Here is a 23,210-nt window from a genome sequence, read left to right on the forward strand (position 1 = left end):
CGCTTTGGTCACGGCGGCGCACCGAAGTTCATGGGAGCCGGCTGGCCACGCATCGCGGCACAGCGGCGAAAACTCATGCCACCGAATGCAGGAACGCCTCCAGCGCGGCGCCGCGGTATTTTTCCCGATGCAGCAGGATCGAGAGCTTGCGCCGAAGATCCAGGAACGGCGTTTTGAGCGCAACCAGCCGTCCTGTCGCCACGGCGTCCGTTACCGCCACTTCCGGCAAGCAGGCAATGCCCAGCCCTGCCGTGACCGCTTGCTTGATCGCCTCGATCTGGTCCAGTTCCATCACCGTCTCGCCAGGCGGCAGTTGGGCAAGCGCCCGCTCACTGGTGGCGCGCGTGGCCGAACCGGGTTCGCGCAACACCCAGCGCGCGCCGGCGAAATGTTCGGGCTTGAGACCGCGCTTCCTGGCGAGCGCATGGCCTGGCGGCGCGCACACCACCAGCGCGTCATCGCGCCAGGGACGCACTTCGAGCAATGGATGCGTCACCGGACCTTCCACACAGCCCACATCCAGGCTGTGGTCGAGCAAGGCGGCGGCGATATCGCCGGTATTGGCCACGCGCAGGCGGATCGCCACCTGCGGGTGGGCCCTGACGAACTCGCCCAGCAACTCGCCTACCCGGTAATTGCCGACCGTATTGCTCGCGCCAATCCGCAGGTCGCCCGCCAGCGACGTGGTCTTGCCGCTAGCCCGGCGCCCGAATTCAGCGTGGCGTTCGAGCAGCTCCTGTGCCAGCGGCAACAATTCCCGCCCGCGCGCATTGAGCCGCAGGCGTCCGCGTTCACGGTCGAAGACCGGCGCATCCAGCTGCCGCTCCATTTCCGCCAGCGCCATGCTGGCTGCCGGCTGGGTCAGGTAGAGCCGTTCGGCGGCGGCACGCACGCTGCCATGCATCGCGATTTGCACAAAAACTTCGAGCTGGCGCAGGCTGACATTTAGCATCAGCTTAGTTTATAGGCTTGATTAGATATTTCAAATTTTCCTAATAGGCTGCGCCGAGGACAATGCATCCAGTCCCCAAGGCCACCGCCATGAACGCCGTATCGGTTTCCCCCGCCGCCCTTTTCCCTGCCCTGCGCCTGCGCGCATCGGGCCTGTTGCTGGCGCTCGGTATTTCCCTGCTCGCCTGGTACCTGGGCCAGGTCCTGCCGCTGATCGGTGGACCGGTGTTCGGCATCCTGCTCGGCATGACGGTGCGCAATCTGCTCGCGCCATCGGACGGCTTCAATCCCGGCATCCAGTTCGCCAGCAAGCAGATCCTGCAATGGTCGATCATCGCGCTCGGCTTCGGGCTCAGCCTGACCCAGGTGGCGCGCACGGGCCTGCAATCGTTGTCGGTGACCCTGGTAACCATGTCGGTAGCCTTCATCAGTGCCCTGCTGCTCGGCCGCATGCTGAAGGTGCATGACAAGCTGAAGGTGCTGATCGGCGTGGGTACGGCCATCTGCGGCGGCTCGGCCATTGCCGCGGTCACGCCGATCATCAAGCCCGACGATCACGACACGGCGTTTGCGATCTCCACCATCTTCCTGTTCAACGTGGTGGCCGTGCTGCTGTTCCCGCTGCTTGGGCACCTGATGCATCTGTCGGACCTCGGCTTCGGCATGTGGGCGGGCACCGCGATCAACGACACCTCCTCCGTGGTGGCTGCGGGTTACAGCTACAGCAAGGCGGCCGGCGATTTCGCCACCATCGTGAAGCTGACGCGCGCCACCTTGATCATTCCGGTCTGCCTGATCCTGGCCATCGCCGTAGCGGTGCGCGAAAAACGCGCGGCGAAGCAGGCGGGCACCGCCGACCATTTCAGCCTGGCGCGTATCTTTCCCTGGTTCATCCTGTGGTTCCTGGTGGCCTCGGCGATACGTACCCTGGGTTTCGTGCCGGGCGTGCTCTTGCCGGCGATCCACCTGGCGGCGGAATTCATGATCATCGTGGCACTGACCGCGATCGGCCTGTCCGCCAACCTGCGCAAGATGGCCTCCACCGGTGCGCGACCGATCCTGCTGGGCCTGGGAGTATGGGCGGCGGTATCGATCAGCAGCCTGCTGGTGCAGTGGGTGATCGGGCAACTGTGACCGGAAATGGAAGATCGCGATGCTGTTACGGATCGCGCGGCGCACGTTCGGCCATGGTTAACGCCACTTTGTCGCGCAGGTATACCGGCAACGCGAGCTCCGGCGCGTGCGCACGCCCCGCCTTGAATTCGGCTACGGCCAACGTCGCCACATGACGCGCCTGCGGAAAGCAGGCGCCATCTGCTGAAACCGGCTCCGCGCCCAGCCTGGCGCGCAAGGCTTCCGCGTAAACAGTCCAGCCGGTGCCGACCACTCGCCACGCATGCGCTGGCGGCAGGAGCAGCGAATCGGCCGTGCCGACACGCTCCTCGTCCAGCGCAACCAGGCCGCCGTTGTCGTCGCGCCGATAGCTGGCCGCATAGATCTCGCCCATGCGGGCATCGATCACCGCCAGGATCGCCGCGCCATCCTCACCCTCCGGTGCCTCCAGCGCCAGCGCCGCCAGCGATGAAACGGTTACCACCGGCAAGTCCAACGCCAGCGCCATGCCCTGCGCCAGCGACACCGCCAGGCGCACACCGGTGAACGCGCCAGGCCCGCGACCGACCGCGATAGCGTCCAGCGCGTGCTTGCCGATACCGGCTTCGGCCAGCAATTCATCCGCCATCGGCAGCACGCGCTCAGCGTGCCGGCGAGGAGCAAGTTCGGTTCGGGCGATAACCGTTTCGCCGTGCACCAGCGCGACGGAACAGGCTTCGGTGGCGGTTTCGATAGCGAGCAGATTCATCGCGCCATTCTCGCAGAGATGGCGCCCGGGCGCGGCACCGCCCCTCCCTTCGAGGCACCGTGGTATCCGGCAAGCCCATGAACATCCTGGAACTGGATCAAAAGCCCTCGCACTGGCCGACAACAAGACGACGCAGGTGTTGCGATAGCTGGCGCCCGCCGCAGAGGGCATATTTTTGGCAGGTCCCGCCGCGGCCCGTACAATGGAGCACTCCACCTAGACCAGCGCGCACCCTCCGGTGCGCAAACGCGAGCCCCTGATGGAAAAGAGTTTCGAGCCCCGTCCGATCGAGTCGAAGTGGTATGCCCGCTGGGAAGCTGGCGACGTCTTCCATCCATCGGGACACGGCGAGCCCTACTGCATTTTGCTGCCGCCGCCGAATGTCACCGGCACCTTGCACATGGGCCACGCTTTCCAGCAGACCGTGATGGATATGCTGATCCGCTATCAGCGCATGCGCGGCATGCGAACGCTGTGGCAGGTTGGCACCGACCATGCCGGCATCGCCACGCAGAAGATCGTGGAAAACCAGCTCGCCGTCGAGAGCAAGACACGCCATGACCTGGGCCGCGAGCCGTTCGTCGAGCGCGTGTGGCAATGGAAGGAAGAGTCCGGCTCCACCATCACCAACCAGATGCGCCGCCTCGGCGTGGCCGCCGACTGGTCGCGCGAACGCTTCACCATGGACGAAGGCCTGTCGGCCGCCGTGCGCAAGGTGTTCGTGGAGTGGTACCGCGCCGGCCTGATCTATCGCGGCAACCGCCTGGTGAACTGGGATCCGGTATTGGGCACGGCCGTGTCGGACCTGGAAGTGAACAATGTGGAACGCGACGGGCACATGTGGTCGATCCGCTACCCGATCATGGATAGCCGCGACAGCCTGGTCATTGCCACCACCCGTCCGGAAACCATGCTGGGCGACGTCGCCGTCGCCGTGCATCCGGACGACGAACGCTACCAGCACCTGATCGGCAAGACGCTTGCCCTGCCACTGAGCGGCCGCCAGATTCCGGTGATTGCCGACGACTATGTCGACAAGGCGTTCGGTACCGGCTGTGTGAAGATCACGCCCGCGCATGACTTCAACGACTATGCCATCGGCCAGCGCCACAAGCTCGCGCCCATCGAGATCTTCACGCTCGACGCGAAGGTGAACACGAACGCGCCAGCCAGATATCAGGGCATGGACCGCTACGAGGCACGCAAGCTCGTGCTCGCCGACCTGGATGCCGCCGGCCTGCTGGTTGAAACCAAACCGCATAAGCTGCAAGTGCCGGTGAGCCAGCGATCGGACGCGGTCATCGAGCCGATGCTCACCGACCAGTGGTTCGTCGACCTCACCAGCGACAAGGGCCGCCAGGCCATCACCGAACCCGCGCTCGATGCGGTGCGTTCGGGCGAGGTCAAGTTCGTGCCGGAGAACTGGGCCAGCACCTACACGCAGTGGCTGGAAAACATCCAGGATTGGTGCATCAGCCGGCAACTGTGGTGGGGCCACCGCATTCCGGCCTGGTACGACGAAGCCGGCCAAATTTTCGTGGGCGAAGATGAAGCCGACGCGCGCAAACATGCCGCAGTCGCTCCGATCGGCGCACTGAAGCAGGACGAAGACGTCCTCGACACGTGGTTCAGCGCCGCGTTGTGGCCGTTTTCCACGCTCGGCTGGCCGGCGCATGGCCCGGTCGCCAACGAGCGCGGCGAGATCGTCGCCAACTGGGAAACCGACCGGATCTTCCTGCCCAGCGCCGTGCTGGTCACCGGGTTTGACATCATCTTCTTCTGGGTCGCGCGCATGGTGATGGCGACCAGGTATTTCACTGGCAAGGTGCCATTCCGCGAGGTGTACATCAACGCCATCGTGCGCGACGCGGAAGGCCAGAAGATGTCCAAGTCCAAAGGCAACACGCTCGATCCACTGGATCTCATCGACGGCATCGAACTGGAGCCGCTGGTGGCAAAGTCGACCCGGTCGCTGCTGATTCCGCAAGTACGCGAGAAGGTCGAAAAGCGCATCCGCAAGGATTATCCCAATGGCATTCCCGCCATCGGCACCGACGCGCTGCGCTTCACTTTTGCCGCACTGGCCAGCTACAGCCGCACCATCAATTTCGACATCAAGCGCGCCGAAGGCTACAAGGCGTTCTGCAACAAGTTGTGGAACGCAGCGCGCTTCGTGCTGATGAATTTGCCGGAGGGCGAATTGCCCGCACCGTCAGGCACGCCGGCGACGGAGGCCGAGCGCTGGATTCTCACCCGGCTCAAGCTCACGCTCGGCGAAGTCGAACAGCATTTCGTTACCTATCGCTTTGATTTGTTGGCGCAGGCGTTGTACGAATTCGTGTGGAACGAATATTGCGACTGGTTCCTGGAACTGTCCAAGCCCGCGCTCAATGGCGATGATGCCGCAGCTGCGGCTTCGACCCGGCATACCCTGCTGGTGGTGCTGGAAACGGTGCTGCGCGCGTTGCATCCGATCATTCCGTTCATTACCGAGGAAATCTGGCAATCGGTGGCGCCGAAACTCGGCATCCAGGTCGAAAGCATCCTGCAACGCCCATGGCCGCACGCCAGCGAGATCGTCGCCGACGAAGCCGCTACAGCCGAAATCGAATGGTTCAAGAACGTGCTCAGCGGCATTCGCCGCATCCGTTCGGAAATGAACATCGCGCCAGGCAAGACCATTCCGCTGCTGCTTGCCGATGGCGATGCCAACGATCGTGCGCGTGCCGCCAAGTTTGCCGCGCAAATCAGCTTTCTCGCTCGCGTGGACACCCCGCAATGGATTGCTTCGGGCACCGACGAGCCCGCTGCCGCGGCCGCCGTGGTCGGCTCCCTGCGCGTGCTGATTCCGCTCGCCGGCCTGATCGACCTTGGCGCGGAAAAGGCACGCCTGACCAAGGAAATCGGCCGCATCGAGGTCGAGATCAAGAAATGCGAGGGCAAGTTGGGCAATGCGAACTTCGTCGCCCACGCACCGGCCGAGGTGGTCGCGCAGGAACGCCAGCGCATCGCCGATTGGGGCACCCAGCTAAGCGCCATGCGCGAGCAGTTGCAGAAACTGGGATAACCCCGGCCCTCCCTCTCCTTGCCGGGAGAGGGAGCAACAAACTCAGGACAGCGGAAACTCCAACGCCATCACGATCGCATCTTCGCGACCGCCATGCGCGGGGTAGTAGCGCGGCCTTCGCCCGATCTCGCGAAAGCCCAGCGACGCATACAGTTGCTGGGCATTCGGATTGGACGGCCGCACTTCCAGGAACACCCGCTCGGCGCCATTCCAGCGCGCGATATCCAGCAGCCGGCGCATCAGATGACGGCCAAAACCCTGCCCGCGATGCTCCGGTCCGATACAGACATTGAGCACGTGTGCCTCGCCGGCACCCACGGAAAGAATGCCGTAGCCGATGACCTGCCCTTCGCTGCACAGCACCCAGCAAGGATGCCCGGCCTTCAGGCAGTCGCCGAAGATGCCCGCGGTCCAGGGAAAATCGTAGGAAGCGATTTCCAGCGCGCCCACCCGCGGCAGGTCTTCGCGCCGCATCGCGCGCATCTCCAGCGAGGGGCGCGCTACTGCAACCATTACGGCTGCCCGCCTGTCCATGCGCGGCGCATGGCCCGCAATGCCTGCCATAGCCGTCGCTTGGACGCCGCCTGCGCAAGCAGGTCTGCGGGCGCATCGGCCAGCACGATCTGCGCATCGCGCATGACTTCCGCCGGCAACGCACGCCCAAGCGCATGCGCCTGCGCCTGACCAAACACCAGATAGGCGCCGGCATGCGGCACCGCCATGGCTTCGTTCTCGGCCGCCTCGATACGGGGCGCACGCGCTAGCCGCGGACCGAATGCGTACAGCGCACGGCCGATCAGGTCCAGCTCCCGTACCGCACATCCACGCGGCAGCACCACGACTACACCGTTACTCGCAGCGATTTCCGCGGGTGTCTCGCCAAGCTGCGCGATCGGCGCCGCAGCAGCTTCGCGCCTGCGCCAGGGCACCACGCCCAATGCGCGCAGCATGCGGGCACGATGGGCGGGGCTGGCGGCTGTCGCGCTCATGCCGTTCCTCGCCGTGGGCGACGGCGGCGCGTAGCCAGTCCCCACAGCGTCACCACCGGACCGGACAACAGGTAAAGCGTAAACACCGCCAGCAAGACGCGCGGCGGATCGACGAAGAAAGGCACCAGGATCAATACCGCGACAAGAATCCACAGGAACGGCACCTTGTCCCCCATCGGCAGGGATTTGAAGCTGTAGTAGCGGAAGCGGCTTACCATCAACAAGCCTACGATCACGGCCATGAATGGCGTGAACATGTCCAGGGTGGTACCGGAAACGCCGAAATTATCCATGCTCCACACGAAGGACATGCATACGGCGGCGGCAGCCGGACTGGGCAGCCCCTGGAAATAACGCTTGTCGATCACGCCAACCTGGGTATTGAAACGCGCCAGGCGCAACGCGGCGCACACGGCATAGATGAATGCCGCCGCCCAGCCGACCTTGCCCCACAGCGGGCCATACTGGCCGAGGCTCGACAACGACCAGTTGTACATCACCAGCGAGGGCGCCAGGCCAAAGCTCACCAGGTCCGAGAGCGAGTCGTATTGCACGCCGAATTCGCTCTGCGTATTGGTCAGGCGCGCGACGCGGCCGTCCATGCCATCCAGCAGGGCGGCCACGAATACGGCAATGGCGGCGTCCGCGAAGCGGCCACCGATACTGACCACGATCGCGTAAAAACCGGCGAACATGGCGCCGGTGGTAAACAGGTTCGGCAGGAGATAAATACCGGGATGCCGCGGCGCCCGGACTGGCGTGGTGTCGCTCATGAATCCATCCGTGACGGGATGCGCGAAGTGTAGCAGGGGGCCAAAACACCTCGGAACGTGCAAGCAAGCACGTTATTGGACATTCCGGCCCAGCTGGCGCTTGAGTCCGGCCCAGCACCGGATGTTAACTAGCGCGTCGCCCCTTCTTCACTTTTGCCGGAGTCTGCCATGCGCTCGTCCATCGCTCTCGTGCTGCTGCTGGTCGCGCCGCTGGCCTGCGCCCAGGTCTACAAATGGACCGACGCCCAAGGCACCACTCATTACTCCGAAGCACCGCCGCCGCCAGGCACCAAGTACAGCCAGGTCACCGTCAGCGGCGACGATCAGCCGGCGGCGGCTTCCGCCGGTTCGTCGGATGCGTCCTCCCCTGCCGCCGCCCAGGCCAGCGGCAACGCTTCGCAGCCGTCCGTGCCCGACACACCGCAAAATCGCGCCAAGCTGTGCGCCTCGCTGAAGGCGAACGTCGGCGCGCTGCAAGGCAACGGTCCGGTCGTGATGCAAGGTCCCGGCGGCCAGCAGCAATTGCTCAACGCGGACCAGCGCAAGCAGCAGCTCGACGCCAGCCAATCCCAGTTCAATCAATATTGCGCCAACAGCCAATAGGCCCGCGAGCGCGGCGCTTCGTCCGCCCATGGCCCAGCCGGGATGAGCAACGTCCGGTAACGGCAGCATCCACCGACAGCGGCTTCCATGGTCACCGTCTGCAAGGATTGCCTGCAGCCGCAGGCTCCACGGGCGCGGGGCGAACGCCAAAAGCTTTCATCCACCGCGTTGCGTTTCCGGGTTCGGGGCGAGGGCCCGGCTATAATCGCCGTTTTATCCGCCGGACCCATCGCCCATGCGCCTTAGCCAATTCCATCTGGCCACCGTCAAGGAAGTCCCCGCCGAAGCCGAGATCGCCAGCCACCAGCTGATGCTCCGCGCGGGCATGATCCGCAAGCTCGCTTCCGGCCTGTACACCTGGTCGCCGCTGGGCCTGCGCGTGCTGCGCAAGGTGGAGCAGATCGTGCGCGAGGAAATGAACCGCGCCGGCGCGATCGAAATGCTGATGCCTTCGGTACAACCACGCGAGTTGTGGGAAGAAACCGGGCGCTGGGAAAAATTCGGCGGCCAGCTGCTGAAGATCAAGGACCGCAAGGAACAGGAGTTCTGCTACGGCCCCACCCACGAAGAAGTCGTCACCGACTTCGCGCGCAACGAGCTGAAGAGCTACAAGCAGCTGCCGGTCAACTTCTACCAGATCCAGACCAAGTTCCGCGACGAGATCCGCCCCCGCTTCGGTGTGATGCGCGCGCGCGAGTTCCTGATGAAGGACGCCTATTCCTTCCATCTCGACCAGGCATCGCTGGCCGAAACCTACGAGGCGATGTACCAGGCGTACACCCGTATCTTCACTCGCCTTGGCCTGAAGTTCCGCGCTGTGCAGGCGGACACCGGCGCCATCGGCGGCAACGCCAGCCATGAATTCCAGGTGCTGGCCGATTCCGGCGAAGACGCGATCGTGTTCTCCGATGGCTCGGACTACGCCGCCAACGTCGAAAAGGCCGAAGCGCTGGCACCTGCTGTCACGCGCCCGGCTCCCGCGACAGCGTTGCAGCGTGCGGAAACGCCGCGCGTGCGTAGCGTCGAAGACGTCACCCGGCATTTCGGCATCACTGCCGATCGCGTGCTGAAGACCGTGCTGGTGCGCGGCAAGGATGGCGGCCTGGTGGCGCTATGCCTGCGCGGCGACCACGACATCAACGAAGTGAAGGCCGCCAAGCTGGCCGAACTGCCGGACGAATCCGTGCTGGCCAGCGAGGAAGAAATCCTCGCCGCTGTCGGCACGCGCCCCGGCTTCATCGGGCCGGTCGGCCTGCCCGACTCGATTCCCGTGATCGTCGACCGCAGCGCCGCCGTGCTTGCCGATTTCGTTTGCGGCGGCAACGCCAACGACGCGCACTACACCGGCGCCAACTGGGAGCGCGACGCACGTATCACGCGGGTGGAAGACATCCGCCAGGTGGTCGCCGGCGATCCCTCTCCGGACGGGCACGGCCAGCTGCGCTTCGCACGCGGCATCGAGGTCGGCCACGTCTTCCAGCTCGGCAGCAAGTATGCCCAGGCGCTGGATGCCACCGTGCTCGACGACCAGGGCAAGAAGCAGGTGATGTTGATGGGCTGCTACGGCATCGGCGTCAGCCGCATCGTCGCCGCCGCCATCGAACAGCGCCATGACGAAGCCGGCATCCTCTGGCCCGAAGCGATGGCCCCTTGGCGCGTGGCCGTGTGCGTAATCAATCCCAAGCACGCGCCGGACGTGAATGCCGCCGCCGAATCGCTCTACAACGAACTGGTGGCCCGCGGCATCGAGACGGTTTGGGACGATCGCGGCCTGCGCCCCGGCGCCATGTTCGCCGACATGGAACTGATCGGCATTCCCCATCGGGTAGTAGTCAGCGAACGCGGCCTGGGCGCCGGCACCCTGGAATATCGCGCCCGCGACGCGGCCGAGAGCCTCGCCATCACTCGCGATGAGCTATTGGAACTACTCGGATGAAAATCGTTTCATCCTCCAAGGTAAAGGCCGCCTCGTGCGGCCTTTTTTATGGTCCGTCCAAGGCGCGGCGTTTATTGCGGCGCGCAGTGCCATTAACGCCCCGCCATATATTCCGGTAACGGATTGAGCCGCCACCGGACGATTATTGCCTCCATATTGCTTTGCAAATCCATCATTCATGCGAGATAATCAAAAATGCTTCCGGGCATTTATCCCATAATCCCAGTCCGGACTGTCCCTCCATTACCCCATCCATTGCTCATTTCCCCGGAGTTGCCTCATGGCCATTGATATCAAGAATCTCAACCATACCCAGCTCAATGACCTGATCAGCAAGGCACAGCAGCGCCAGGACGAATTGCGCAAGGAAAAAGTCGGCAAGCTGCGCGAAAAGGTGCACGCCCTGCTGAAAGCCGAAGGTTATTCCTTTGAAGACGTGTTCGGCGCCGCCGGCCCTGGCCGCGGCAAGCGTCGCAGCACCGGCTCCGTCGCGCCGAAATACCGCAATCCCGCCGATCCGGAACAGACCTGGTCCGGCCGTGGCAAGCGCCCGCGCTGGTTCAACGATGCACTGAAGGCCGGCAAGAAAGAAAAAGACCTGGCGATCTGAGCTGCGGTTTAAGTTCATGCCAAAAACGCCGGCGCATGCCGGCGTTTTTAATTAATGATTCGGTCCGTTGCCCGGCATGCCCCAAAGCTTGGGCTTGCGTGTGCCCGGAATACGTATTCGAATCCGCCGCATTCGAAAGATTAAAGCGATCGCCGCGGCGCAACCAGCAATTCGCCGAACATCAGCCCGCCGACCAGGGATATCAGCAAGGTCACCAGCAATAACCCGGAATCGAACCCCAACGAGGTATTGCGCGCCAGCAAATAGGAAACGCTGCGGAATCCCACGCTGCCAGGCACCAGCAGCAAAATGCCCGGCTCACGCACCACTGCGCCCGGGCGCCCGGCATAACGGGCATACAGATTCGCCATGGCGCTCAACAACAAACCACCCAGGAACACGCCGAATGGCGCGCCCGGCAAATTGATCGAGATCTCGCCGCCCAGGCGCGTGGCGAGATACCCGACGATCACTGCCGCGATCACCACCGGCCAGTCGCGCCAGGCGGCGCGGAACAGCATGGCAAAGGCGATCGCCGCTACCAGCAGCGCCGGGTAATCCATCCAATCCGGCAGCGCCGGCAGCTCGAAATCGCGCGGCGCGATGGCGAATACGGCACAGATCTGCGTGGCGGCCACGGTGCCGAACGTCAGCTTGAGCAGCGTCGCCATCGCCCCGCCCATGCGCGCCATGCCCGAGACCAGATGCTGGCTGGAGATCTCGCGTACCGCGGTAGTCAACGACATGCCCGGCACCAGCACGATCAACCCGGCCAGCACCACCGACTTGATCGCCAGCGGCAGCACGAAGGCGCTGAACACGATGGCGACCAGGGTGGCAACCATCGCGCAGATTGCATCGCTGGCTACCGCCAGGCGCGGGCGCGTCGCCGAAAGGATGGTAATGGTGCCGATGATCAAGCCAACGAAGGCCGCCACCAGCAGATCCACCCACGAACTGTGCAGGAACAGGGCGTCGATCGCCGCCGCGGACAGGCCGTAGCTGACGATCACGCCAGCCTGCTGGCGCGGTGTATCGGGCAGTTCCAGTGCTCGCAGCAGGCGGAAACCTTCGCGCAGATCCAGTTCGCCGGCGATGACCTGGTCGGCGATCTCGTCCGCGCGGCACAGCTTGTCCAGGTTTACGTCGCCCGGCAGCAGCCGCACCACCTGGGTCGCCTGCGCTACCCGGCCTTCGTCGCCCTGCGCCAGGTCGGCAAAGGAAATGATGATCGCCGTCGGGCTGGACCACACGTCCGCACTCAGGCCAATGCGCTGCGCCGAACCGGTGATCGCCATTTCCAGGCGCGGCGACGAGGCGCCGTATTTGTGCAGGCGAGTGGCGAGTTCCACCAGGAAGGCAATGCGGGTATTGAGCGCCGTCGTGGCGAATTGCACGCTCATGCACCGGCCATCCTGGGCAGGGCGGCGGCAACGGAAAGTATTGGCAAGCGATGGACGATGGCTACGGGCATGCCGCCATTCTTACCGGAAGCGCTGCATTTGGGTAAGCCAAAGACGCGCATCATCGCAACGTCCCTGCCCGCCTGCCGCGCATACGGCTAAACCGGCCGTACCTTCAGCAGCGTTCCTTCCACCGCCACCACTTCCACCGTGCTGCCAGCCGGCAGGTCCGGTCCGCTCACCAGCCATTGGCCATCGCCCACGCGCGCCTTGCCCTGGCCGTTGACGATCGCCTCGATCAATTCGTAACGCTTGCCGATCAACTGTTCGCCGCGGCGATTCAAGCGCTCGTTGCCTGGCTGGTCGCGTTGCAATGTCGGACGCACGCCGTACCAATAGGCCGCGCAGGAGCCGAACGCCAGCACCACGAAGGCGATGGCCTGGGACAGCAACGACAGTCCCGGCATGACCAGCACCAGCACGCCGGTGATGGCGGCGCCGATGCCGATCCATAGCATGAAGAAGCCGGGCATCATCACTTCGATGGCAATCAACACCAAAGCGACGATCCACCACAGATAATGCACAGCAATGCTTGTGGACATGGAAGCTCCGTGAAAGTGTCGACAGGCCGACCGCGCGCGGCCGGCGCTCAACTCAACGGCGGTTGGCGGCGCACGGCAAGTTTTTCCTGCTGTTGCGCCAGCGAATCCTTCGCCAGTTCAGCGATGCCCGCCAGCGACCCGAGAATGCCGGTTGCTTCCATCGGCAACATCAGCATCTTCTGGTTGGGCGAATGGGCCATTTCCTTCAGTGCCTCCACGTATTTGTTGGCGACGAAGTAATTGAGCGCGTTGACGTTGCCGCTGGCGATCGCATCGGAAACCAGCTTGGTGGCCTGCGCTTCGGCCTCGGCCAGGCGGATGCGCGCTTCGGCTTCGCGGAACGCCGCCTCCTTCTTGCCTTCGGCGGCGAGGATCGCCGACTGCTTCTCGCCATCGGCCTTCAGCACCGCCGCCTGGCGGAAGCCTTCCGCCTCCAGGATATTGGCGCGCTTCTCGCGCTCGGCCTTCATCTGGCGCGCCATCGAATCGACCAGGTCGCGCGGCGGGGCGATGTCCTTGATCTCGATGCGATTGACCTTCACGCCCCAGGGATGGGTGGCTTCGTCCACCACCTTCAGCAGCTTGGCATTGATCGCGTCGCGCTGGCTGAGCGACTCGTCCAGGTCCATCGAACCCAGCACCGTGCGGATGTTGGTCATGATCAGCGCGAGCGCGGCCTGCTCCAGGTTGGATACCTCATACGCCGCCTTGGCCGCATCCAGCACCTGGTAGAACACCACGCCATCCACGCGCACCACGGCGTTGTCCTTGGTGATCACGTCCTGGCTCGGCACATCCAGTACCTGTTCCATCATGTTCATCTTGCGGCCGATGTCGTAGATGAAAGGGATCAGGAAATGCAGCCCCGGCGAGAGCGTGCGGGTGTATTTGCCGAAACGTTCGACCGTCCATTCGAAACCCTGCGGAACGATGCGCACCAGCTTGGCCAGCACGATCATCGCGACCACGACCACGATCAACGCAAACACGATTCCCATGGCAACTCCTCCTTTGGCAAGGCGGAGTATAGGACAGGGTGCGGGACAGGCTGGCTACCGGCCCTACGCCGTGGCGGCGGCGGACAGCGGCAGCACCAGGGTGACACGCAAGCCGCCATCCTCGCGGTTGGCCAGGGCGATGCGCCCGCCGTGTGCCTCGCTGATCTCGCGCGCCAGCGCCAGGCCCAGGCCGGTGCCGGAACGCTTGGTGGAATAGAACGGCAGCAACGCCTGCGCCAGCACGGCCTCGCTCATGCCTGGGCCGCGATCGCCCACCTCGATGCGCAGTTCATGCCCGACCACGTTCAGCGCCAGGGTGACGCCCTCCGGCGTGCTGCCCGATTCGTGCGCGTTCTTGATCAGGTTGATCAGCACCTGCTCGATCTGCGCCGGATCGAACCAGCCAGGCTGCTCGGGTGGTTGCTCGTGCAACTGGAACTGGCAATGCAAGGCCAGCGCGTCGAGAAACGGCTTCCAGGCCACCGCCACCGGACGGGGCGCCGGCAGCTTGGCAAACCGCGCGTAGCCGTCGATGAATCCATGCAAGTGGCGGGCACGCTCGCCGATGGTGGCGAAGACTCCCGGCAGCCGCTGCACGTCGCCGCGGCGCGCCAGCTCGGCACCCGAATGCGCAAGCGAGGAAATGGGCGCCAGCGAATTGTTCAATTCGTGGCTCACCACGCGGATCACGCGCTTCCACGCCGCCACTTCCTGCCGCGACAATTCGCGCGTCATGCGCCGGAACAGTTGCAGGCGATGCGGACGCCCCTGCAGCCGGAACGCGCGCTGCGATAGATGGAAGGTCTCCTCGCTGCCGTCCATTTCCACGCTGAAAAGCGCATCCTCGCTGCCTTCGGTAGCCTTGCGCAGGGCCTCGGGCGCCGCGGCGATCAACTGCGTGAAATCCAGGCCGTTGAGGCTGCGTCCTTCGTTGAACAGATGCCTGGCTGCGATGTTGGCATAGGCCACGCGACTGTTGGCATCGGTCAGCACGAGCGCAACGGGTGTGTTCTGCACCACCGTATCGAGCAGCAGCTCGCGTTGCGCCAGATTCTGTCGCTGTTCGCGCAGCGTCTGTCCCAGGTCGTTGTGCACGCGGATCAGGTCGCCCAGTTCATCGCGACGGTCAAGCGCAATGGAAATGCTGAAATCGCCGTCGCGGTAGCTGGCCACCGCACCCTCGAGCGCGCGCAGCAATCGCTTCACCGGCTCCATCACGATATGCGCGAACCACCACGACAACGGCAACAGGATGACCACGCAAAGGGTGACCGCTTCGGCGCGGTCGGGCTGCGCGATGGTCACGCCGAGACTGTCGTGCATCCATGCCAGCATCTGCGGCAGCGGCCAGTGCGTCACGCCCACATACAGCAACGCGCCGGTTAGCGCGGCCACGCCGAGCAGGATCGCCAGGCGTCCTTCCAGTGACCTCAGCCGCATGATGCGATCACGGCCTGGAGTATGCGGTGGTGCATGAATGATCTCCCTGGAGAATGTGATGGTTCTACACGCCGCACCGTCCACGCACCACTGTCGGGAAGCCTGCTCAAAACTGCCATGCCGCTTTCTTCTTCGGGAAAATGGAGCAACTCACGCCTGCGAGATCAACCCATACCGTTCCATGCGCCGATACAGCGCCTGCCGTGACAATCCCAGCGACTGCGCGGCGCGGCTGACCACCCCTTCCGCCTTGTGCAGCGCCGACTCCACCAGCTCGCGACTCGGCTCGTCCAGATTGCGCACGGCAGCGCCCGCATGCTGCGGCAGGTTGAGCTGCTCGGGCGTGATCGGGCCGTTGCCGGACAGCAGCGAGGCGCGTTCGATGGCGTTTTTCAATTCGCGCACATTGCCGGGCCACGGATAGGCCAGCAGCGCTTCGCGCGCCGCATCACCAAGCTCGGCACGCCCAGCCAGGAAATGTTCGGCCAGCGGCAGGATGTCGTCGATGCGCTCGGACAGCGGCGGCAGGTTCACATCGATCACGTTGAGGCGGTAATACAGATCCTCGCGGAAGGTGCCGGCACGGATCATTGCCTTGAGGTCGGCGTTGGTCGCGCTCAGCACCCGCACCTTCACCTTGCGCGTGCGGCCGGAGCCGAGCCGCTCGAATTGCCCGGTTTCCAGCACGCGCAGCAGTTTCATCTGACCGGGCAACGGCAAGTTGCCGATTTCGTCCAGGAACAGCGTGCCGCCATCGGCCAATTCGAAACGTCCCTCGCGCGCCTTGTTGGCGCCGGTGTACGCGCCCGCTTCGGCACCGAACAATTCAGCCTCGATCAACTCGCCCGGCAGCGCGCCACAATTGACCGCCACGAACGGGCCGTTCTTCACCGATGAATTGGCGTGCACGATGGCGGCAATGCGCTCCTTGCCAGCACCGTTGGGGCCGGTAATCAGGACCGGCACATCCGAGCGCGCCACCTGGCACGCCAGATCCAGCGTGCGCGCCATCGCCTCGGACGCGAATACCAGGCCATCCAGCTCATACTTGCGCTGCAAGGCATCGCGCCGCTTGCGTCGTTCCTGCCGCGTGCGATTCACCTCGCGCGTGGACTCGGAAAGCTCCAGCAGGTTCTCCACCGTGGCCAGCAGCTTGGCGTCGTCCCATGGCTTGGCGAGATAGTCGGCAGCACCGGCCTTGACCAGTTCCACCGCGGTTTCCAGGTGTGTCCAGGCCGTCAGCAAGATGACCGGCAGGTCGGCATGACTCTGGCGGATGGCCCGGAACAGCGCCACGCCCTCCTCGCCGGAGGTGGTATCGGCGGTGAAATTCATGTCCTGGATCACCACGTCCACGGCGCCCCGCTCCAGTACCCGGAGGCCTTCGTCGGGCGTGAGCGCCACCAGCGGCCGCACATCGTGCAACGAAAGCAAGAGCGACAGCGCCTCGCCCACGGCCGGGTTGTCATCGATGATCAGTACGGTTCGCATTCGTTTTCTACACATGCAGGCATGGATGCCGCTCCGATCCAAAAGGTTGCCATGCCGATCGGCCTACGTATATGAAATTCGCTCACACCGACCTCGTCGCCACCACCGGCGGCACCGCCGCCGCGCGCAGGGCCGGACCCAGCACCGCCAGCTGGCCGAGCAGCCAAAAGACCATGGCACTGCATGGCAGGTAATACCAATGCATGAGCCGCATCTCGTAGTGCTTCATCAAAAAGAGGTTGACGCCGAAAGCCATGGCCATCCCGATCGCTACGCCAGCCGTAGTCAGCAAAAAGTTCTCGGCACGAAAATAATCGAGGATCTGTCCACGCGATGCCCCTAGTGCTCGACGGATACCAATTTGTCTTCGTCGCTGCTGCACCCAGAAACTGGTGAGGCCGACAATACCAAATGCGGTCACCGCCAACATCACGGCGCACACTACCACCAGCATGCCAACCATGCTGTTTGCATCAGCGAAATAACTTTCGCGAATATCGGTGTAGCGTTGTGCCTTGACCAGCGCGCCAGGATTCAACGTGCGTAGCCTGGCTACCGCTTGCCTCATGATTCGATCGCGATCTTTGGGTGCGCTCCGTAGCACGTAATAGTCCAGCGACCCACTTGGCCCGGTGAAACCTAGCGCGCTGGCGGGGCTGATCGGAAAGAAGCCACTGTCGTAGAAGCCCTGTCCATCCTTTCCGCGCACGCCATCGTCCGGGCACAGCACGTCACCCACCACTCCCACCACGGTGTACCAGAGCGGGCTGGAATACAGTATTTTGCCCAGAGCCGTTTGTCCTGGCCACATGCGTTGCGCCAGGCTGGCGGTAATGATCACTACATGAGCGCTGGGCATAAGCTGCGGACCGAGCGTGCTGTTGGCATATTCCTCAGCATTGAAAAAGCGACCTTCGATCAGGTGCAGGCCCATCGCCCTATCAGCACCCTCGCCAAGCAAGTAGTACTCGACGTCCACATCACCGGTGTCGTTGACCGTTGCCTCCGGTCGCGTACCGAAGCTCCAGTCCAGGCCTTGGCCGTTCAACGGCGTAGCACTGGTGGTCGCTGCCTCCTTCACGCCGGGAATGTCCCGGAGCACGGCCAGATCGCGAGGGATATCGCTTGCGGCGGTCTTTGGATCGACGCCATTGAGACTGACGACTGATAGCCCCCGCTCGTCAATGGCGTTAGTCAGCCGGATGTCATCCATGCTTTGGCCGATCATCGACATGGCATTACATAGCACTGCGCAGGCCAAGGCAATCTGCGCCACGACCAACAGCGATGGAACACGATGCGCGCGAAGACTGGCAAGTATCGGATGAATGGCCATGCTCATCATCCCGCCTTGACTTGATTCGCCGGCGCCACCCCGCTGGCGCGCCACGATGGCAACAATCCCGCCGCCAGGCTTGCGGCCAGTGCAACAGCAAAGGTCAGCAGAAACATGTGCGTGTCCAATCGCGCAAGGCTGGCGTATTCGGCCGGCTGATGCCGTGTTCCCCATAGGCCAAGCTCGGCAAATAGAAGGCCGAACATGCCGCCAGCTACACCAATCACGCCAGCTTCCACCATGAACTGAGCGAAGATCGCCATTCGCGTCGCTCCCAACGCACGCCGCACACCGATTTCCTGTGCTCGGCGCAAACACTTGGCCAGCAGCAAGCCAACCGTATTCATCACGCATATCAGCAAGAAGCCAAAGGAAAGTCCCGCTTTCAACTTGACCGTGTCGGGCACTATTTCCTCTCTGCGCATTAGCTCCATGAGGCCAGGCAGCGCTACATCGGTGCGATAGAAACGCCCTTGTGCGATCTGCTCATGCACGTAACGAACCAGGAAATCCAGATAACTTTTTTTCGCGTCTGACCCATCAAGCTCCACCCAAAAGCCTAACCACGTACACGGCATCGTTCGCGGATTGCGCTGATCGCCGATACCGAAACAGCTTCCCGGCTGGCCAGCCACCCCGACATCCAATGCAGCATCCAGAGGCATGAATAAGGCATCGCCTTCACCGTAGGCATGCCCGTCCAGTTCGCCCCCGTAGAAGCGCGGTTGCGGTGCCCAATGCTTCAGCACGCCGACAATGCGAAAATCGTGATCGTTGACGCGAATACTTTTGCCGACACTGTTTTTACCACCGAACCATTTATCGTTGAGATATCCGGCAATCACTACGAGATCTTCCCGCGCAGCATCATCTGCCGCACTCCAACCGCTGCCGTACTGAAATGGCGCATCGAATATCGGAAAGAAATCCGCCGTAGCTACCACGGCGTTGCCAAAATAGGGATGACCGCCTTGCGCTCGGGTTACCTTGGCCGGCCCTGTCCCTACCGCCGTCTGGTAAGTTGCTTCATGTGCATGCAACAGATTCATGGCGTCGACATAGGTGAGCGTAAACGGCGGCCTTGTCTGGCCCGGCAGATATCGCTCCCTGGTAAATGGATCTACCTGCGGATGGAACAGCCTCGCGCTTTTTAGAGGTAACGGATCGCCCGAAAGCAACGTCACGACGGTCAATGTTGTGATCGAAGCTCCGATACCCAGCGCCAGTGTAAGCACCATCAATGCCGTCAACACTTTGTTGCGTCGAAGACTTCTTAGCGCCAGTTCCAGGTAGTAGCCGAACATCCCTCTACTCCGCGACGTGGGTGTCATGACGGAACAGCAGCATTTATACCGACCTCGTCGCCACCACCGGCGGCACCGCTGCCGCGCGCAGGGCCGGACCCAGCACCGCCAGCTGGCCGAGCAGCCACATCGCCGCCGCGCTCGCGAGCAGGTAGGCGACCGGCAGGTGCGTGACCTCGTAAAGCCGCATCAAGACAAGATTCAAGGCATAGGCCAGCAGTACGCCGAAGGCGATGCCCAAGCTGACGATGAGAAAATTTTCGGTCTGGAAATAGCGCAGGATATCTGCGCGCGTCGCGCCTATCGCCCGTCGGATACCGATCTGCCTGCGCCGCTGCTGCACCCAGAAACTGGCCAGGCCGACAATGCCCAGGGCCGTCACCAGCATCAAGGCCAGGATCACGCCGACCAGCAGCCCGGCCATGGACCGGTCGTTGCGGAAATAAGCTTCACGCAGATCGCTGATGGCGCTGCTGTTGTCATGATCGATCACCACATCGGGCGCGATCTTTTTTACGGTCAGCATCGCCTGGCGAAAGACGCGCGGCAGTTCGCGCGGGTCCGCCTGCAACAGGTAGCTGCCGGCGAGCTGCGCGCCCGGCTGCACCGGCACGAACACCGACCAGTCCCTGCCCGCCGGACCACGGCTTTCCGGCTGCGGAATGACCAGATGATCGATCACGCCGATCACCCGGAAATGAAAATGGATACACCAGAATTCCTTGCCCAGCGGACTGCTTCCCGGCCACAGCGAATCGGCCAGCGAGCGAGTGATGAGCACCAGCGAATCATCCGGCACGAAGCCATCGATGGGTCGATAGTCATCCGGCACCGGCATGCGCCCGGCGACCAAGCGCAGGCCAAGCATGTGCAGGCTTGCCGCGTCGCCGGTATAGGTATTTACCACGTTGTTGTAATGCTGGCCGGCAGGATCGGTGGTAATGCCATTCATGCTGCCCAGCTGGCTGAAAGGAACACCGTTGATGATGCCGACGGACTTCACGCCAGGGATCGCCGACAGGCCTGCCACCATGCGCGCGTTCAAGTCCTTGGCATGCTGCGGGTCGTAACCGTCGACGTCGATCAGTGCCAGCGATCGCTCATCCACGCCACTGACCATGTGCATGGCGTCGACGCGGTTGAAGATCAGGAAGCAGGCGTTGCACAACACCGCGCACGCGAGCGCGATTTCCAGTGCGATCAGAAAGGTCGCCAGTCGATGACGACGCAGCGCGGTGAGGATGGGCTGAATCTGCATGGCGCTCGTCCTCAGAGTGTTTTCAACTGCAGCGCGGGCGCGATGCGGCTGGCGCGCAAGGCCGGTAGCGTGCCGGCCAGCAGGCTTACAAGCACGGCCAACAGGAACGTGGTGAAGAACATCGGCAGGTCCAGGTGGGCCAGGTCCGCATACGCCACCGGCTGGCTGCGTACCCATTGCAGGCCGAGCATGGCGAGCAGCAGGCCGCCGCCCCCACCCAGCAAACCGATGACACCCGCCTCGATCAGGCATTGCATGAAGATCTGCGAGCGCGAAGCGCCCAGAGCGCGGCGCACGCCAATTTCGCCACCGCGGCGCAGGAACTTCGCGAGCAACAGACCGACGGTGTTGCACAGGCATATCACCAGAAAGGAGAGCGCCAACCAGGTTTGCAAGCGCACGTCGCCAGGGATGACCTGATTGAAGTCCAGCCATGCCATCAGGTTGCGCAGGCGCGTGTTGTCCACGTAACCGATGCGTCCCATCGCCTGTTGCTGCGCGGCGTAATCGGCCAGGAAGTTGCGGTATGCAGCGACTTTGGCCGCGGTGTCCAGTTCCACCCACAACCCGATCCATACACAACCGGCATCCACCAGATGACCGGGCTGTTTCGGTACTTCCCAACAATTGAACTGGCGGAAATTGCCATCATTGATCTCCAGCCCGGTGCTGAACGGCGTAAAGACGTCTTCCGGCTTCGAGTAATAATCATCCGTCTGGCCATGCGCATAACGGCCGCCCACCACATCGTAGAATTGCGGCGTCGGTCGCCATGGCTTCAACACGCCGACGATGCGCACGTCGGCGTCACGCAACCGCAAGGTCCGTCCCGTGCTGTCGGCACCGCCGTACAGCTTGTCGTTGAGATTGGCCGAAATCACGGCCACGCGCGCATGGCGCAGATCGTCGTCGCCGCTCCACGGACCACCGTATTGGAACGGAACATCGAACATGGTGAAGAAATCCGCGGTCGTGGACAGCAGCATGCCCATCAATGGCGGCTGGTCGATATCCGGAGCAAGCATCTTCACCTGGCTGTCGACGACCAATGCCTGCCGGTCCGCCTTGCGTGCGCTCCACAAGTCGAGCGCCGAACGATAATCGAGCATGTCCGGCGGCTCCTTGGGATTGCCCGCCGCAAATTTCGGCATGCCGTCGACCTGCGCATAGAACAGTCGATCGCTCTTGCCCGGCATCGGATTGCCGGACAGCAGGTGCATCACGGTGAGCGTGGTCATGCTTGCGCCGATACCCACGGCGATCGCCAGCACCATCAGGCTGGTGAGTACCTTGTTGTGTTTCAGGCTGCGCAGCGCCAGATCGACGTAGTACTCAAACATGGCGTTCCCCTCGCACACTCATACCGACCTCGTCGCCACTACCGGTGGCACAGCGGCCGCACGCAAGGCCGGGCCGAGCACGGCCAACTGCCCGATCGTCCATAGCAACATCGCGCCAACCGGAAAGTAGATCGCCGGCAGGCGCGGCAACTCGTAGTGCACGATCAGGAACAGGTTGATGCCATAGGCCAATACCATGCCGAACACGATGCCCATGCTGGTCAGCAGGAAATTCTCGGTTTGGAAATAGCGCAGGATGCTGCTGCGCGTAGCGCCCAGCGCACGCCGCACACCGATGCTGCGATTGCGCTGGGCCACCCAGAAACTGGCCAACCCCACGATGCCCAGGGCGGTCACGATCAACAGCGCCAGGCAAACGCCGACCAGGATGCCGGTCATCGCGCGATCGTCCTGGAAGAAATCGTGCCGACGCTGGTCGAATGTGCCTTTTCCCAGCACGATGCGATTGGGATCGAGCGTGTTCAGCTTGGCAAGGGCCGCGCGCAGTACCCGGTCGCGATCCTGCGGTGCGCAGCGCAGGAGGAACGCGGTGCCCTGCGTCATCGGCGTGCGGATCGGCATGATCGCACTGAAGTCCGCGCCCTTGCCGGGGCTGGGCCGCAGCAACTGCGCTATCACGCCGACCACGGTGAGCGAGATGTGCTTGCCTACGTACAGCTGCTTGCCGAGCGGATCCTGGCCCGGCCACAGGCGTGCCGCCACTGCACGGGTGATCAGTAACGCTCGAGGTATGCCGCTCAGGTCACCGGTGCGCAATGCCGCATACACGCGCGACACATCGACGTATTCCTCAGGCCGCAAATTGCGTCCGGACACCAGTTTCACGCCCAGCGTCCGGGTCAGGTCTTCGCCGAAATATTGCGAGACGTTGATCAGGTCGTGCTGCTGTGCCAGATCGGTTCGCACGCCCATGTTCGAGGACGAACCACTGAAGGGAAACTGATTGGCCAAGGTCACCGATGTGACGCCGGCGATCGATTGCAAAGCCGCGATGTCCGCAGCCGAACGCGCCGCATTATCCGGGTGCTCGCCGATATAGGCCATCTGCACGAATACCAGTTCGTGCTCGGCGACGCCGCTGTCCGCGTGCATGCGCTCCAGGCGTTGCCCGATCAGGAACACGGCGTTGCAGATGATCGCGCAGGTCAGCGCGATTTCCATCACCAGCAGGAAGGCAGTGAACTTGTGGCGCCCCAAGGTGGAAAGGATCGGCCGAATGTCCAT

The 23,210-nt window shown here is 63.3% G+C and carries 20 protein-coding genes; 5 read left to right on the forward strand and 15 right to left on the reverse strand.

The window, feature by feature from the left end:
• Positions 1-73 precede the first annotated feature (73 nt).
• The gene (locus ISP15_RS13630; RefSeq protein ID WP_404548117.1) at positions 74-952 is read right to left on the reverse strand and encodes a LysR family transcriptional regulator; all 879 of its coding nucleotides are present in this window, start codon (positions 950-952) and stop codon (positions 74-76) included.
• 89 nt (positions 953-1,041) lie between these two features.
• Here ISP15_RS13630 and ISP15_RS13635 point away from each other — a divergent pair, with 89 nt between their 5' ends.
• The gene (locus ISP15_RS13635; RefSeq protein ID WP_404548119.1) at positions 1,042-2,085 is read left to right on the forward strand and encodes a YeiH family protein; all 1,044 of its coding nucleotides are present in this window, start codon (positions 1,042-1,044) and stop codon (positions 2,083-2,085) included.
• Positions 2,086-2,110: 25 nt separating this feature from the next.
• Here ISP15_RS13635 and tsaB read toward each other — a convergent pair whose 3' ends face one another.
• Positions 2,111-2,812 carry a tRNA (adenosine(37)-N6)-threonylcarbamoyltransferase complex dimerization subunit type 1 TsaB gene (gene tsaB, locus ISP15_RS13640; RefSeq protein WP_404548121.1) on the reverse strand — a complete coding sequence of 234 codons (702 nt, stop codon included), beginning with the start codon at positions 2,810-2,812 and terminating at the stop codon, positions 2,111-2,113.
• 259 nt (positions 2,813-3,071) lie between these two features.
• On the opposite strand from tsaB, the gene ISP15_RS13645 reads away from it, so the two are divergent.
• The gene (locus ISP15_RS13645; RefSeq protein WP_404548123.1) at positions 3,072-5,879 is read left to right on the forward strand and encodes a valine--tRNA ligase; all 2,808 of its coding nucleotides are present in this window, start codon (positions 3,072-3,074) and stop codon (positions 5,877-5,879) included.
• Positions 5,880-5,921: 42 nt separating this feature from the next.
• Here ISP15_RS13645 and rimI read toward each other — a convergent pair whose 3' ends face one another.
• From rimI to pssA, 3 genes are read right to left on the reverse strand one after another with little or no spacing between them, the layout of a single operon-like run.
• Entirely contained in the window at positions 5,922-6,392 is a 471-nt protein-coding gene (gene rimI / locus ISP15_RS13650; protein ID WP_404548125.1) for a ribosomal protein S18-alanine N-acetyltransferase, read from the reverse strand.
• Complete coding sequence (locus ISP15_RS13655) at positions 6,392-6,868, reverse strand: hypothetical protein (protein WP_404548127.1); 477 nt, start codon at positions 6,866-6,868, stop codon at positions 6,392-6,394. The genes rimI and ISP15_RS13655 overlap by 1 nt, the downstream gene beginning before the upstream one ends.
• The gene (gene pssA / locus ISP15_RS13660) at positions 6,865-7,641 is read right to left on the reverse strand and encodes a CDP-diacylglycerol--serine O-phosphatidyltransferase (RefSeq protein ID WP_404548129.1); all 777 of its coding nucleotides are present in this window, start codon (positions 7,639-7,641) and stop codon (positions 6,865-6,867) included. Before pssA ends, ISP15_RS13655 begins: the two co-directional genes overlap by 4 nt.
• A 168-nt stretch (positions 7,642-7,809) precedes the next feature.
• Between pssA and ISP15_RS13665 the strand changes: the two genes are divergently transcribed.
• The 3 genes from ISP15_RS13665 to ISP15_RS13675 all read left to right on the forward strand — a co-directional run bounded on the left by ISP15_RS13665 (position 7,810) and on the right by ISP15_RS13675 (position 10,790).
• Positions 7,810-8,244, forward strand: a complete 435-nt coding sequence (locus tag ISP15_RS13665; protein ID WP_404548131.1) for a DUF4124 domain-containing protein — start codon at positions 7,810-7,812, stop codon at positions 8,242-8,244.
• A gap of 235 nt (positions 8,245-8,479) precedes the next feature.
• Complete coding sequence (locus ISP15_RS13670) at positions 8,480-10,180, forward strand: proline--tRNA ligase (protein ID WP_404548133.1); 1,701 nt, start codon at positions 8,480-8,482, stop codon at positions 10,178-10,180.
• Between the two features lie 280 nt (positions 10,181-10,460).
• Positions 10,461-10,790: an H-NS histone family protein gene (locus ISP15_RS13675; protein WP_404548135.1), complete on the forward strand. Its 330-nt coding sequence runs from the start codon at positions 10,461-10,463 to the stop codon at positions 10,788-10,790.
• A gap of 140 nt (positions 10,791-10,930) precedes the next feature.
• Here the strand turns inward: ISP15_RS13675 and ISP15_RS13680 are convergent, their stop codons facing one another.
• The 10 genes from ISP15_RS13680 to ISP15_RS13725 form a co-directional block, all read right to left on the reverse strand.
• The gene (locus ISP15_RS13680) at positions 10,931-12,193 is read right to left on the reverse strand and encodes a threonine/serine exporter family protein (protein ID WP_404548137.1); all 1,263 of its coding nucleotides are present in this window, start codon (positions 12,191-12,193) and stop codon (positions 10,931-10,933) included.
• A 158-nt stretch (positions 12,194-12,351) separates the two neighbouring features.
• A complete protein-coding gene (locus ISP15_RS13685) occupies positions 12,352-12,798 on the reverse strand; it encodes an NfeD family protein (protein ID WP_404548139.1) in 447 nt (148 codons plus the stop codon).
• 47 nt (positions 12,799-12,845) lie between these two features.
• Entirely contained in the window at positions 12,846-13,796 is a 951-nt protein-coding gene (locus ISP15_RS13690; protein ID WP_404548141.1) for an SPFH domain-containing protein, read from the reverse strand.
• Between the two features lie 63 nt (positions 13,797-13,859).
• On the reverse strand, positions 13,860-15,236 hold the full coding sequence (locus ISP15_RS13695; protein ID WP_404548143.1) for a sensor histidine kinase: 1,377 nt from the start codon (positions 15,234-15,236) through the stop codon (positions 13,860-13,862).
• A gap of 150 nt (positions 15,237-15,386) precedes the next feature.
• On the reverse strand, positions 15,387-16,727 hold the full coding sequence (locus tag ISP15_RS13700; RefSeq protein WP_404548145.1) for a sigma-54-dependent transcriptional regulator: 1,341 nt from the start codon (positions 16,725-16,727) through the stop codon (positions 15,387-15,389).
• Positions 16,728-16,809: 82 nt separating this feature from the next.
• The gene (locus ISP15_RS13705; RefSeq protein WP_404548147.1) at positions 16,810-18,063 is read right to left on the reverse strand and encodes an ABC transporter permease; all 1,254 of its coding nucleotides are present in this window, start codon (positions 18,061-18,063) and stop codon (positions 16,810-16,812) included.
• A gap of 5 nt (positions 18,064-18,068) precedes the next feature.
• Positions 18,069-19,367, reverse strand: coding sequence for an ABC transporter permease (locus ISP15_RS13710; protein WP_404548149.1), 1,299 nt, complete (start codon positions 19,365-19,367; stop codon positions 18,069-18,071).
• A 43-nt stretch (positions 19,368-19,410) separates the two neighbouring features.
• On the reverse strand, positions 19,411-20,625 hold the full coding sequence (locus ISP15_RS13715; RefSeq protein ID WP_404548151.1) for an ABC transporter permease: 1,215 nt from the start codon (positions 20,623-20,625) through the stop codon (positions 19,411-19,413).
• An 11-nt stretch (positions 20,626-20,636) separates the two neighbouring features.
• Positions 20,637-21,965 carry an ABC transporter permease gene (locus ISP15_RS13720; protein ID WP_404548153.1) on the reverse strand — a complete coding sequence of 443 codons (1,329 nt, stop codon included), beginning with the start codon at positions 21,963-21,965 and terminating at the stop codon, positions 20,637-20,639.
• A gap of 18 nt (positions 21,966-21,983) precedes the next feature.
• A complete protein-coding gene (locus tag ISP15_RS13725; protein WP_404548155.1) occupies positions 21,984-23,210 on the reverse strand; it encodes an ABC transporter permease in 1,227 nt (408 codons plus the stop codon).

It is taken from the genome of Dyella jejuensis (assembly GCF_044904675.1).
Taxonomy (GTDB): domain Bacteria; phylum Pseudomonadota; class Gammaproteobacteria; order Xanthomonadales; family Rhodanobacteraceae; genus Dyella_B; species Dyella_B jejuensis.